Raw genomic sequence first — 12,724 nt, 5'->3', positions numbered from 1 at the left:
GGAGTTACCTTTTGAGGCCACGCTTTGCACGGAAGCGCTATACATGATCAAAGGCGCTCGCATGACTTAGCCTCCACCAATTTTCCCCACCCAGTCAAGAAAAACCCCCAGTCGCCGCAGGCCCGAGACGCGGGTAAGGTAGAGCGCTGAGATATTCAAAGGGGCGGCGTCGAGTTGGCCGGGAAACAGCTCAATCAAACGCCCGGCTTGGATATCGTCAGCGATCATGAAATCGGAAAACCGCGCGATGCCCAGACCGCCCAAGACCATCTGGCGCACGGCCTCTCCGTTGCCTGCGGTGATGGCGGTGGGCACTGTCACGGGAGAGGACAGACCAGCAAAGCGCAATGTGTTGATATGATCGGGTGCCGCGAACCGTACTTGCTCCAGCTGTGCGAGGTCGGCGGGTATTTCTGGCCAGCCGTTGCGGTCAAGATACTCCGGCGCAGCCACCAATTTCCAAGCTGTACGCCCCAAGGGACGGTGCAACATGTCGCTATCAGGCAGCTGGCCCAGCCGAATGGCAACGTCCGCATGGCTACCAATCAAGTCGACCAGCGTGTCGGTCATATCGATCGACAACTTGATGTCAGGGTACTTTGCGTGAAACTCAGCCAAACGCGGGGCGAGAACATGCAGAACGTAAGGAACCGGTGCGTTTACACGCAGTGGCCCCGCGGGGGCTTGTCCGCTTGTTGCGATCTCTTGCAGGGCCTCGCTGCGGTCCAAAATCTCGCGCGCCTCGGCCAGAACAGCAGCACCTTCAGGGGTGATTTCGATAGACCGCGTCGTGCGCCTTAGCAACGTGACCTTCAACTGCTCTTCCAGCCGCGTGACCGACCGGCTGAGCGTAGAGGCAGACACCCCCCTGCGCCGAGCAGATTCAGCAAAGCCGCCATCGTCGACGATCCCGACAAAAGCGGCCAAATCCCCCATGCGCAACAATTCGTGCAATTTTTGCAATGATCCATTCCAAAATTGTCTATTCTCGCAATAGATAGCGGCTGGCATATACGGCGTCGACATCAAATTTATTGGAGAACACCGATGCCCCTTGCCCTTTGGGCGCTGACCATCAGCGCTTTCGCCGTCGGAACGACCGAGTTCGTTATCGTCGGCTTGCTTCCCACCATCGCCGCCGATCTTGGCGTTTCTATTCCGTCTGCTGGCATGCTGGTCAGCCTCTATGCGCTTGGCGTGACCATCGGTGCGCCGGTGCTGACGGCAATGGCGGATCGCGTGCCGCGCAAAACGCTGTTGCTGCTCTTGCTGGGGCTGTTCATCCTCGGCAATGGCTATGCCGCCTTTGCGCCGGATTATGGCAGCCTCGTCGCCGCACGCTTTATCACCGGTCTCGCGCACGGCGTGTTCTTTGCCATCGCCTCGACCATCGCGACCGATCTTGTCGAACCGGAAAAGGAAAGCTCGGCTATTGCGCTGGTGTTCCTCGGTCTGACTGTCGCGCTGGTGACGGGTGTGCCTTTGGGAACGTTCATCGGCCAAAACTTTGGCTGGCAGTCGACCTTCCTTGGCGTTGTCGCTCTGGGCGTCATCGGTTTCATTGCTTCTGCCATCTTGGTGCCCGCGAACCTGACCAAAGTCGCCTCGGCGGGGATCAAAGCCCAATTACAGGTGCTGACTTCGCCGCGTCTTCTGCTGGTCTACCTGATCACGGCTGTCGGCTATGGCGGCAACTTCATCGCCTTCACCTTCCTTGCGCCGATGCTGAACGAAGTCACGGGCCTGTCTGCGGGCGCGGTTAGCTTGGTGCTTTTGCTTTACGGTGCATCTGTCGCAGTGGGCAACATAGCCGGCGGCAAACTGGCTGACCGTATCGGCGCAGTGGCCTCCCTGACGGTGATCTTTGCGGGTCTTGCGATATCACTGGTCGCACTGGGCGCGTGCCTGACCAGCCCGATTGCGGCCATCGCGGTTGCGGCCTTCTGGGGTGGTTTTGCCTTCGCCAACGTGCCGCCGTTGCAGTCTTACGTCGTGCAAATCGCACGCGAAGTCTCGCCCGGTGCGGTTGATGTGGCCTCTGGCCTGAACATCGGTGCGTTCAACCTCGGCATTGCCGGCGGCGCATGGGCCGGTGGGCTTGTGGTCGAAGGCATCGGCCTTGCGGCTGCCCCCTACATTGCTGCTGGTGTGGTGGTTGTCGGGATCGTTCTGGTGCGCTTGTCCGGCCGCCTGAACGGCGCCGCCCCCCAAGCCGTCGCTGCCGAATAACCTCAGCGCCCCGCAGCGTCTTTGATGCGGCGGGGCGAAACACTGAACAGGAGGTTGGTATCATGTCGGCCTTCAATCTGATTTACAAAGACCGCATGAGTTTTGGCATTGAATTGCCACTGGACCGCGACTGGTCTGAGGCCGGACAACGCCGTGCCCGTACCGAAGGTCGCCCCTTTGACGCGCCTGACATCTCAAACCCTGCCAAGGGCGTGAAGCTCGTCGAAAACCTCGGCCTCGACGCCGTCTGGCTGCGGGACGTGCCAGTCCACGATCCCAGCTTCGGGGATGCAGGGCAGGTGTTCGACCCGTTGCCCTCATCGCCCTTAACTTGCGTCAATCGCAGCGCGAAATCGAAGATGATCTGGCCGAGTTGGCTGCGCACGTCATGCCTGAATTTGCATAAGAAAACACAATGGTGGCCGCGGCTCTGTCTGAAGGGTTCCGCCATATTGACTCCGCACAAGCCTATGACAATGAAACGCAGGTCGGCGAAGGTTTGCGCCGCGCCGATGTCCGCCGCGATGAGATGTTCCTCACCACCAAAATTCTGCCGGAACACTTCGCGCCAGAAGCCTTCACCGCTGCCGCCGATGCGTCTTTGGAACGACTGGGAACAGACTATGTGGACCTTTTGCTACTACACAGGTCCTGCATGTGAACTGCAGGGCCAATACCCGTCACCAAACACCAAGTCGAGACCGACCACGTGGCATAATTATGCCCGTTTCGACATGCGAGTTGCCTTTGAAAAACCGAGGAACAAGCGCATGAATGACGTGCTCTCCTGACTTACCGCCTCAAAACCGAGCCTCTCGTAAAGGGCTTTTGCACGCGGATTCGTGTCGATGACATCAAGGGTGATGTGGCTAAAACCATCAGATTTTGCCCGTGCAAACAAGGCCTCAAGCAACGCAGTGCCGACACCCTTACCGCGCGCGGCGTCGCCCACGCAGATGCCGTCCATTTGCAAAGTGCCCTCTGGCGGCTCGCGTTCAAGCAAGGCCAACAACGGCAGTCGCCAAAGCGCACCGAGGCCGTAATGCTTGAATACTTCGCCCGCTCCAGCAGTTGAAAACCCTTTGTTATCAACCTGAAAAGCCGCAATGCCGAGCAAAGTGTCGCCCTCGACAGCGGCAAGGATCGCTTTGCGGTTGATGCTGCCTGAAAAGAAACGAAGCGCTCGGGCATCAGGCCCTAGCAGCTTGCCGAATTTTTCGCCAAATGCCTGCCAGTATAGCGCTGCGGCGGCGTCTTCCATGCCTTCGGGCAGCCCGTGAATGATATCAACCATTCTTAAAAGATAAGAGGCCTCGCAAATCCTGCAAGGCCTCTTCCGGTGAGTTGGCGGCTTAGAGGCTGGCTGTCAACGCGGCGACAATAGCGTCGCCCATTTCCGAGGTGCTGACAGGTGTAACGCCTTCTTCTCCGAGCAAGTCAGCGGTGCGAAGGCCGTCGGCCAGCACCTTCTCAACTGCCTGCTCAAGACGGTCGGCTTCCGTGCCCTGATCAAAGCTGTAGCGCAGGGCCATAGCAAAGCTGAGCACACATGCGATCGGGTTGGCTTTGCCCTGGCCGGCGATGTCGGGCGCTGAGCCGTGCACCGGCTCATAGAGCGCCTTCGGGCGGCCATTGGCCATGGGAACACCGAGCGAAGCCGAGGGCAACATGCCCAAACTGCCCGTGAGCATCGCGGCCATGTCTGAGAGGATATCGCCGAAAAGGTTGTCGGTGACGATCACGTCAAATTGCTTGGGCCAACGGCAGAGTTGCATCGCGCCTGCGTCGGCATACATGTGGCTGAGCTCGACATCGGCATACTCGGCTTGGTGCACTTCTGTGACCACGTCGCGCCAGAGGATACCTGACTCCATGACGTTGGCTTTTTCCATCGAGCAAACTTTGTTGCCGCGCTTGCGGGCCAGCTCAAACGCCGAGCGGGCAACGCGGGCGATCTCGCTTTCGGTGTAGCGCTGCGTGTTAATGCCGACACGCTCGTTGCCTTCCTCGATGATGCCGCGCGGCTCACCAAAGTAGATGCCGGAGGTCAGTTCGCGCACGATCATGATATCAAGGCCAGCAACGACATCTTTCTTGAGGGATGAGAAATCGGCCAAAGCGTCAAAGCATTGAGCGGGGCGCAGGTTTGAGAACAGGTCCATCTCTTTGCGCAGGCGCAAAAGGCCGCGCTCGGGCTTTACGGAAAAGTCGAGGTTGTCATACTTTGGACCGCCAACAGCGCCAAGCAAAACAGCGTCAACTTGTTGGGCTTTTTCCATCGTGTCGTCGTGCAGGGGCGTGCCGTGTTTGTCGTAGGCCGAACCGCCGACGAGGTCTTCGCTGACGTCAAAAACGAGGTCACGCTTGGCCCCGAACCAATCGACGATCTTGCGGACTTCGGCCATGACTTCGGGGCCGATACCGTCACCAGGGAGGATAAGTAGCGAAGGGTTGCTCATGTCGGTGTTCCTTGAGTTGATAAGTTGTCTATCAGCTATCGGCTTGGGCGCGGAGCGTCAAGAAACATGCGGCTTGAGGCCCTCTTCCAGTGCATTCCAAACGTGACGAACGCGGGGCGTATGTTGCAGCGCTTTGGGCACCGCGAGCCAGACTGGCAGTCTCGGGATCGGTAACTCGGGAAAAAGTTGCACCATGTCGGGCGTGTTGATGCCAATACTGGTTTGCGAAAAGCCTATGCCGCAACCTGCGCGCACCAGCTCCCAGTAGACAGTTTGGTCGTCGCATTTGACGGTGAACCAGCTCTCGTCAGCAGGGATGCCAGCGGCGCGCATGCCCTCGATGATCAGCGGGTTTTGGTGGTAACCGACAAGGTCATGCTCGGGTAGGTCTTCGGGTGCTTGCGGCTTTTTTGTTCGGGCGAGATAGCTTTGGGAGGCAAATATCCCGACGCCGATTTCGCCGATCTTTTTGGTGACGACGTCAAGCTGATCGGGGCGATACATACGCACGGCGATGTCGGCCTCGCGAAACAGCAGGTTTTCTGTAGTGTTAGAGGGCAGAAGCGTGAGGTTGATGCCGGGGGCATCTTGTCTCAGTCGGGCGAGAGCCGGTGGCAGGATGTGATGGGCGACAAACTCGCTGGCGGTGATCCTGACAGCGCCTTCAAGGCTGGTGTCCTGGCCTTCTGCCGCGAGTTCGAGTGCCTTCGCAGCAGCGCGCATGTTCTGTGCAGGCTCAAGCAGCAATGCACCCGTTTGTGTGAGCTCAAGCCCGCGGGCATGACGCTGGAAGAGCTCGACGCCAAGGCTTTTTTCGATCCGCTGGATCTGACGGCCAAGAGTTGGCTGGCTGCGCTTTAGCCTGCGCGCGGCCTCGGAAAGCGATCCGGTTTCAGCGACCGCAAGGAAGGCTTGCACGAGCGACCAGTTGAGGGAAGAGAGCATGTTGTCCATTCACATTTGAATAGCACATAGAGATTCTTGCGCAATTTCTATTCGCGGATGGATGCATCAGGTTGCTGTCATCACCAACCAAAGGAAAGAGACATGACACAAAACCCAACTCAGGGCCTGAAAAAGACAGCGCTCATTCTTGGAGCTTCCGGCAAAATCGGCACCCATGCAATACGTGCGTTCACGGCGCGCGGCTGGATCTGCCGAAAGTATGACCGTGCAGAGGGCAATATGACCGAGGCGGCCATGGGCTGTGATGTGATCATCAACGGGCTGAACCCGCCGAACTATCACAACTGGGCAGAGATCATTCCCGAGATCACCGAACAGGTTATTGCCGCAGCTAAGGCGAGCGGCGCGACCGTTGTTTTGCCCGGCAATGTCTATGTTTTTGGCGATGAGGCGGGTGAATGGTCGGAGCAGACGCCGCACCGTCCCGTGTCACGCAAAGGTAAAATCAGAGCCGACATGGAAGCTCGCTATGCACATAGCGGGGTGCAAGTGATCAACCTACGGGCCGGTAGTTTTATCGACCCAGACAAGAACGCCGATATTGTTTCACTTATGATCCTCAACAAAATCAAGAAGGGGCGGATCGGCGCCACGGGCGATCGTCGAGTGAAGCACGCCTATGCCTATCTCCCCGATTGGGCGCGCGCGGTGGCGTTGCTGGCGGAGCAGCGTGAGGCGCTGGGTGTCTATGAGGACATCCCGTTTCCGGGGCATGCGTTTTCACTTGATGAATTGAAGGCCGAGATCGAGCGAATGACTCAGAGCAAACTCATTGTTCGTGCGTTTCCCTGGTGGCTTTTCCGTCTGACCGCGCCGTTTTGGGAGTTGGCGCGGGAACTCCTGGAGATGCGCTATCTCTTTGACACCTCGCATTGGCTTTCGTCGGATAGGTTTGACGCGCTCTTACCAGAGTTTGAGGCGACACCACTTGAGACGGTGTTAAGGCAGCTCGACGTCAACCCAAACCAGCTTGTGACGGCTGGCGCGGCTCGCGAGAGCGCTGTTTGATGCGGTCGGCGCGGGCCAGAAAACGCCTGCGTCGAGCACCTTAAAGGCCGCCGATGGCAGCACATAGTCGACGCGCATGTTGCCCGGAAAAGGATCTTTCCAATCGGCGGTATCTAGCGCGGGGTCACCTTTGTGACTCGGGTTTGCGACTTGCCTGCCGCCTTCGCTTGCTGGCTTCGGGTCTTGCAGAGCGGGGTGCGCGAGCAGAGCTTGCATAACTTCGACGCGGCCATCGCCATCGGCCGGGTCAAGGTTTGAGCCGCCAAGGAGCACAAACGGAGTGGCTTGCGGTGTGTCGAGCAGGTGCAGCCAAAAAGCAGTTTCATCGTGGTTGCGCTTGCCGTTCTGGTCTTCGGGGCCGTCAAACACTGGCGGGGTAGCCTGGTAGGCGAGCAGGTTTAGGGGCCCGCTAGGAAGCTGCACTGGCACCAGCCAATGCGCGACATATGAAAGGCGCTGCACGGCTTGCGCCTTGGGCGAGGGGAAGGGCGAACCGTCGGGCCATGTTGGCAATAGGGCGTTTGGCATGTCCTTCCAAAGCAGTGTCGAAAAGTCTTGCACGGCAGATTTGTTGATGGGGTAGCGCGAGAGCAAGGCCAGCCCGCCTTGCCCCGCAAAGTAGCCAAAGCCCTGTGCATCTTGGGGTGAACCGAGGCGTTTGTCGCCGTTGAGATCAAGGCCTGTGTGCATGCCGGAGTTTGGGCGCAGAGCAAAGAGATGCGGATAGCGAGCGGCCCCGAGCCGCTGGTTAAAGACATTGAGCGCGCGTAAGTCGGCGTCATAATCAAAGTCAGACAGCAGCAGAATATCGGGAGAGATTTGCTTGATGATCTCTTGCACGGCGGCGATTTGTTGGTCTTTGCCAGAAGCAATATCGCGGAGAAGTAAGCCCGGGCCCTTGCGGCTAAGGTCGGCGCTGAAGAAGGCAATGCGCAGTTCGTCGGCTGTAAGCGGGGTCGAGAGGCATAGCGCTAATAGCCCAGCTATCAGGCGGTTTGCATGCCCGCCTGCTCGGAGCTCGAATAGGCGCGGTTGCGCTTCTCTTCGATCAACTCGGCGATGCGCCCCATAGCGACACCGCGCATGATCATTGATGTTGGCAAAAAGGCCCATGCAGTCATTGTCCAAATCAGCGTTTGCGGGTTCTCAAGTGACAATGGGTTGATAAAACTCGATGTCGCTTTCACCACCGCCGGGATCAAGAATGGCAGCAAAACCCCTAACACAATGTTAAGACCAGCATCGCGCTTCAAGCGGTGAACAACGTCGCCGCCTGCGGTTGGATCAAACAAGGGGAGGTTGATCCAGACGTTGAAGGCGCGGTTGCGTGTTGGCCATCCGAGCAGGCGCACAAGTGTGATGAAGACAAACAGTGCTATGATCGAGATGAAATATGACAGGCCAGCCGCGGTGCGGACTGACGCGATCAGAGTTTCCGATGCATTCTCGGGCATCATCAGCACAACGAGGCGCACCGGTGAGAACGGGAAGTCGAGCACGTTGCCCCAAGCCACTCCGATCTGCGAGAGTGTTGCGGAAATCGGGGTTGGATCGGATTTGTTGGCGCAAATGACTGACAGCAAAGTGACGGACACGAAGAGCGCAAAAAAGCGGAGCCGGTTGAACGGCGAAGCGTAGCGGAACTCGATGATTGATGGGTATTGGCTGTAATACTCGATGAAGGTGAGCAAAAACGCCAGCAGCGCTGCGAGCACAACAATTTGCGTCGAGTCAGCGCTGATACCCGGAAGTATCAGAGCAGGCATTGCTACGAGCAAAGCCATAAGTATTGCGCGCAAAACTGCGCCTGCCATCCGGGTTACCACTGCCCAATCCTCTCAACTTGGCTGGCTGCGATGCGTTGCCGCGGCCTTGTTCCAACTTGATCCCGTCGTTTGTGACGGTATGCCTCAATCTTGCCCAATTTTTGCCTTCTTTCGATTCTCAGCTCAAGTGTTGGTTTGATAAGAGCTTGGAAATGGGGCGTTTTAAGGGAGCAAGTGGTGCGAGATTGCATCAATTGCGGAGCGTAAATGTGGCGAAAGAAACGAAATTTACCAGATTTTGTGGAAAATCGTAATTGTGCCCATAGGGGCTGAGTAACGAAGTTTTAGTCAAATTGCTCAAAAGCGGCCATGGGAAGAGTTTCCATGACCGCTCTTAAAAAAGTCTTACACCCAAGGGCGCGCTGTGCTGGCGCTTGCTTCAAAGGCGTCGATTGCGGAAACTTTTTCCAACGACAAGGCGATGTCATCAAGTCCCTCAAGCAGGCAGTGCTTTTTGAACGCGTCGACTTCAAAGCTAAAGATCTCGCCATCTGATGTTGTCACGGTCTGCGCTTCAAGGTCAACTTCCATGCGCGCGTTGGCGCCTTTCTCGGCGTCTTGCATCAGCACATCGACAACTTCTTGCGGCAAGACGATCGGCAAGATGCCGTTCTTGAAGCAGTTGTTAAAGAAGATGTCGGCGAAGCTGGTTGAGATAACCGCCTTGATGCCAAAGTCGGCGATTGCCCACGGGGCGTGTTCACGCGAGGAGCCGCAACCGAAGTTGTCACCGGCCACAAGGATCTGTGCTTCGCGGTAGGCCGGCTGGTTGAGAACAAAGTCTTCGATCTCGGTGCCGTCACGGTTGTAGCGCATCTCGTCGAACAGGTTCTTGCCAAAGCCGGTGCGCTCGATTGATTTGAGGAACACCTTGGGGATGATCATATCGGTGTCGATATTGACCAGCGGCATCGGCGCGGCAATGCCTGAGAGTTTTTCGAACTTTTCCATTACATCATCTCCCGAATGTCAGTGAGGTGGCCAGTGATCGCAGCGGCGGCGGCCATGGCGGGGGACACGAGGTGTGTGCGGCCCTTGTAGCCTTGGCGGCCTTCAAAGTTGCGGTTTGAGGTTGCGGCGCAGCGCTCGCCTTCCGAGAGCTGATCAGGGTTCATCGCGAGGCACATCGAGCAGCCCGCGAGGCGCCACTCAAAGCCAGCCTCTTTGAAGATATCTGCGAGGCCTTCTTCTTCGGCTTGCGCACGGACAAGGCCCGAGCCCGGAACGATCATGGCGCGCATGCCTTCCTTGATCTTCTTGCCTTTGACAACCTCGGCCACAGCGCGGAAGTCTTCAATGCGGCCGTTGGTGCAGGAACCGATGAACACTGTGTCGATCTCGATGTCAGTCAGCTTCTGGCCTGGTGTGAGGCCCATATACTCAAGTGAGCGTTTGACAGCCTCAACCTTGCCACCGGTGAAGTCATCGGGGTTTGGCACATAGCCTGTGATCGGCAGAACGTCTTCGGGCGAAGTGCCCCATGTGACGACTGGTTGGATGTCTTCGCCTTTGAGCGTGATGGTCTTGTCAAACACGGCGTCTTCGTCGGTGTAGAGCGTTTTCCACCACTCAAGGGCGTTTTCCCATTGGCCGGCTTTTGGCGCGTGGGGGCGGCCTTTGACGTAGTCGTATGTTGTCTGGTCAGGCGCGATCAAGCCAGCGCGCGCGCCGCCCTCAATAGCCATGTTGCAGACGGTCATGCGGCCTTCCATGGAAAGATCGCGGATGGCTTCGCCGCAGTATTCAATCACATAACCAGTGCCGCCAGCGGTGCCAGTTTCGCCGATCACCGCGAGGGTGATGTCCTTGGCTGTCACACCGGGGTTAAGCTTACCGGTAATCTCAACCTTCATGTTTTTGGATTTCTTCTGGATCAGCGTTTGCGTGGCCAGAACGTGCTCGACTTCGGAGGTGCCGATGCCGTGTGCCAGCGCGCCGAAAGCGCCGTGCGTGGCGGTGTGGCTGTCGCCGCAGACCACTGTCATGCCGGGCAATGTCCAGCCCTGCTCGGGGCCGACGATGTGCACGATGCCTTGGCGCACGTCAGAAACAGGATAGTAATGCACGCCAAATTCCTTGGCGTTTTTGTCGAGTGCCTCAACCTGAATGCGGCTCTCTTCGGTCATCGTTGCGGCGTTGGCGCGGTCAAGCGTGGTTGGCACGTTGTGATCCGGCACCGCGATGGTCTTTTCCGGTGCGCGCACTTTGCGGCCCGTCATGCGCAGGCCTTCAAAGGCTTGCGGGCTGGTCACTTCGTGCACCAAGTGACGGTCGATATAAAGCAGGCAAGTGCCGTCGTCGGCTTCGTGGGCGACGTGAGCATCCCAGATTTTGTCGTAAAGCGTTTTGGGGGACATAGGTCCTCTCCCGTGTTGTTGAATGAAGGTGTTGCGACAGGTGTTGCGGAGCTTACAAGCAAGCAGCTACAGCGCGGGTTTCGCCGTAAAAGCGCTCACGTAGGCGGGCGCGGTCATCAATGTCGAATATCATGATCATGACATAGCAGATACATCTTGCTGCAATGACTCGCAAGAGTGCGATCAGCAAAGCGCTTGCCCACTTCTGTGCGGCATGTAAGGTTTGTGCTAAGAGGTATCTATGGCTGGCGAGACAGACTTAAAGGCAGAGCGAGCGGCCGGCACCGAGCCGGGGGACGCAGCAGACACGGTTGCTGAATCTGCCGAGGCCGCAGCATCGGTTGCGCAGGAAGTGGTTTTGTCGCTGGCTGACAAGGTGCAAGTGTTTGTTGACGGCTTGTTCAGGCCCTGGAACGTCTACCAGATAGGTATTGCGCTCGGGCTTTTTATTTTCGCGCATCTTGTCGCCAAGTTGCTGACACCTCGCTATCGCGAATGGATGCGCACGCGTGACAACTGGCCCAAGTGGCGGTTGCGGTTTTTGTTGCTGATCGAGCGACGTTTGCGGCTGATCCTGTTTGTGTCGATGATCTTTCCGCTCGTCTGGATCATGCGCGAAATCACATGGCCGTCGCGTTCGTATCTGCTTGGTTGGGTGGCCAATCTTGCCCTGGCCTGGCTGGTGATTGCGGTCGTTACGCGACTGATAAACAACAACTTATTGCGAACTTTGGTGCGCTATGTAGGCTGGGCGTGGATCACGCTTGCAGCCTTTGGCGTAACCGAAGAGGCGCGCAGACTGCTTGACTCAGCGGCGATTGATCTGGGCACCACAAGGATATCACTGTGGTTTCTGCTACAGGCGGCGTTTACGCTCGGAGTGCTGTTTTTCATTGCCCGTTTTGTCTCGAAGTCAACGGCCAGCGGGGTGCGCAAGAACGAAGACATAAGCCCTTCAATGCAAGTTCTGGTGGTCAAGTTCGCGCAGGTCGGGTTTTACGGATTGGCGACATACATCGGCCTAAAGACCATCGGGTTTGACCTCACTGGCCTTGCCGTTCTCTCCGGTGCGATCGGTGTCGGCCTTGGTTTTGGCCTGCAAAAAGTGGTCTCCAACCTCGTGTCCGGCGTGATCATTCTGCTTGATAAGTCGATCAAGCCGGGAGATGTGATCAGCCTTGGCGAGACGTTCGGCTGGATCAATACACTGGGTGCACGCTATACTTCAGTTGTCACGCGTGATGGCCGCGAATACCTTATTCCTAACGAAGATCTGATCACCGGACAGGTTGTGAACTGGTCGCATTCTGACGACTTTGTGCGGCTAGATATCTTCTTTGGCACGGCCTACGGAGATGACCCTCACAAAGTGCGCGCGCTTGCGATCGAGGCGGCGAAGAGCGTTGAGCGGGTGTTGGTGCACCGGTCACCGGTTTGTCATATCGTCGGCTTTGGTGACAGCTCGGTCGACTATATCCTGAGGTTCTGGATTTCTGATCCGACGGGGGGGCTGACGAACATTCGCGGGAATGTCTATCTGGCGCTGTGGGACGCGTTTCAAGAGGGCGGCATTTCTATTCCGTTCCCACAACGCGAAGTCCGGATGTTGGAAGACGAAGCGAATTAGCCTTATTTTGCGAGCTTATCAGCCATTTCTATAGATTTGCCTCAGGCTACGTTCCAAAGCGTTAACCTTTGCAGATGCGAGCTGCTCGCAGGTGACTCGGGTGCATATAGCAGTGCATACCACAGTGCATAATGCGTATGCACAAATTTGCCGAGCGGGTTTAGCGACATTAACTTAACGCAACGTGCGGTGGCGCCGGATATCCTTGCGAGGCAAGGTAGACCCTAGGAAGCTTTTAACCTTAGCGTCATC

12 protein-coding genes are annotated in these 12,724 nt (G+C 57.3%); 4 read left to right on the top strand and 8 right to left on the bottom strand.

Features of this window, described 5'->3' with window-relative positions; translation table 11 throughout:
* Positions 1–66: 66 nt before the first annotated feature.
* Positions 67–963: a LysR family transcriptional regulator gene (locus KO498_RS14980; protein ID WP_215960726.1), complete on the bottom strand. Its 897-nt coding sequence runs from the start codon at positions 961–963 to the stop codon at positions 67–69.
* A gap of 84 nt (positions 964–1,047) precedes the next feature.
* Between KO498_RS14980 and KO498_RS14975 the strand changes: the two genes are divergently transcribed.
* Both KO498_RS14975 and KO498_RS14970 read left to right on the top strand, forming a co-directional pair.
* On the top strand, positions 1,048–2,229 hold the full coding sequence (locus KO498_RS14975; protein WP_215960725.1) for an MFS transporter: 1,182 nt from the start codon (positions 1,048–1,050) through the stop codon (positions 2,227–2,229).
* A 415-nt stretch (positions 2,230–2,644) separates the two neighbouring features.
* Complete coding sequence (locus tag KO498_RS14970; protein ID WP_252731470.1) at positions 2,645–2,890, top strand: aldo/keto reductase; 246 nt, start codon at positions 2,645–2,647, stop codon at positions 2,888–2,890.
* A 57-nt stretch (positions 2,891–2,947) separates the two neighbouring features.
* Here KO498_RS14970 and KO498_RS14965 read toward each other — a convergent pair whose 3' ends face one another.
* From KO498_RS14965 to KO498_RS14955, 3 genes are read right to left on the bottom strand one after another with little or no spacing between them, the layout of a single operon-like run.
* Positions 2,948–3,523 (bottom strand): GNAT family N-acetyltransferase, encoded by a 576-nt coding sequence (locus KO498_RS14965; RefSeq protein WP_215960724.1) that lies wholly within the window; start codon positions 3,521–3,523, stop codon positions 2,948–2,950.
* 58 nt (positions 3,524–3,581) lie between these two features.
* Positions 3,582–4,688, bottom strand: coding sequence for a 3-isopropylmalate dehydrogenase (leuB, locus tag KO498_RS14960; RefSeq protein WP_215960723.1), 1,107 nt, complete (start codon positions 4,686–4,688; stop codon positions 3,582–3,584).
* A gap of 57 nt (positions 4,689–4,745) precedes the next feature.
* Complete coding sequence (locus KO498_RS14955; RefSeq protein WP_215960722.1) at positions 4,746–5,642, bottom strand: LysR family transcriptional regulator; 897 nt, start codon at positions 5,640–5,642, stop codon at positions 4,746–4,748.
* 93 nt (positions 5,643–5,735) lie between these two features.
* On the opposite strand from KO498_RS14955, the gene KO498_RS14950 reads away from it, so the two are divergent.
* The gene (locus KO498_RS14950; RefSeq protein WP_252731469.1) at positions 5,736–6,662 is read left to right on the top strand and encodes an NAD-dependent epimerase/dehydratase family protein; all 927 of its coding nucleotides are present in this window, start codon (positions 5,736–5,738) and stop codon (positions 6,660–6,662) included.
* Here KO498_RS14950 and KO498_RS14945 read toward each other — a convergent pair.
* The 4 genes from KO498_RS14945 to leuC form a co-directional block, all read right to left on the bottom strand.
* Entirely contained in the window at positions 6,594–7,502 is a 909-nt protein-coding gene (locus tag KO498_RS14945) for an endonuclease/exonuclease/phosphatase family protein (protein WP_354667668.1), read from the bottom strand. The two genes, KO498_RS14950 and KO498_RS14945, sit on opposite strands and share 69 nt — an antisense overlap.
* A gap of 146 nt (positions 7,503–7,648) precedes the next feature.
* Complete coding sequence (locus tag KO498_RS14940; RefSeq protein WP_215960721.1) at positions 7,649–8,488, bottom strand: hypothetical protein; 840 nt, start codon at positions 8,486–8,488, stop codon at positions 7,649–7,651.
* A 345-nt stretch (positions 8,489–8,833) separates the two neighbouring features.
* Complete coding sequence (leuD, locus tag KO498_RS14935; protein WP_215960720.1) at positions 8,834–9,439, bottom strand: 3-isopropylmalate dehydratase small subunit; 606 nt, start codon at positions 9,437–9,439, stop codon at positions 8,834–8,836.
* Positions 9,439–10,845: a 3-isopropylmalate dehydratase large subunit gene (gene leuC / locus KO498_RS14930; RefSeq protein ID WP_215960719.1), complete on the bottom strand. Its 1,407-nt coding sequence runs from the start codon at positions 10,843–10,845 to the stop codon at positions 9,439–9,441. Before leuC ends, leuD begins: the two co-directional genes overlap by 1 nt.
* A gap of 241 nt (positions 10,846–11,086) precedes the next feature.
* Between leuC and KO498_RS14925 the strand changes: the two genes are divergently transcribed.
* Positions 11,087–12,472, top strand: a complete 1,386-nt coding sequence (locus KO498_RS14925) for a mechanosensitive ion channel family protein (protein WP_215960718.1) — start codon at positions 11,087–11,089, stop codon at positions 12,470–12,472.
* Positions 12,473–12,724: the final 252 nt, after the last annotated feature.

It is taken from the genome of Lentibacter algarum (assembly GCF_018860975.1).
Taxonomy (GTDB): Bacteria; Pseudomonadota; Alphaproteobacteria; order Rhodobacterales; family Rhodobacteraceae; genus Lentibacter; species Lentibacter algarum_A.
The sequence above is the reverse complement of the archived record's forward strand: the minus strand, read 5'-3'. Positions and strand labels throughout refer to the sequence as shown.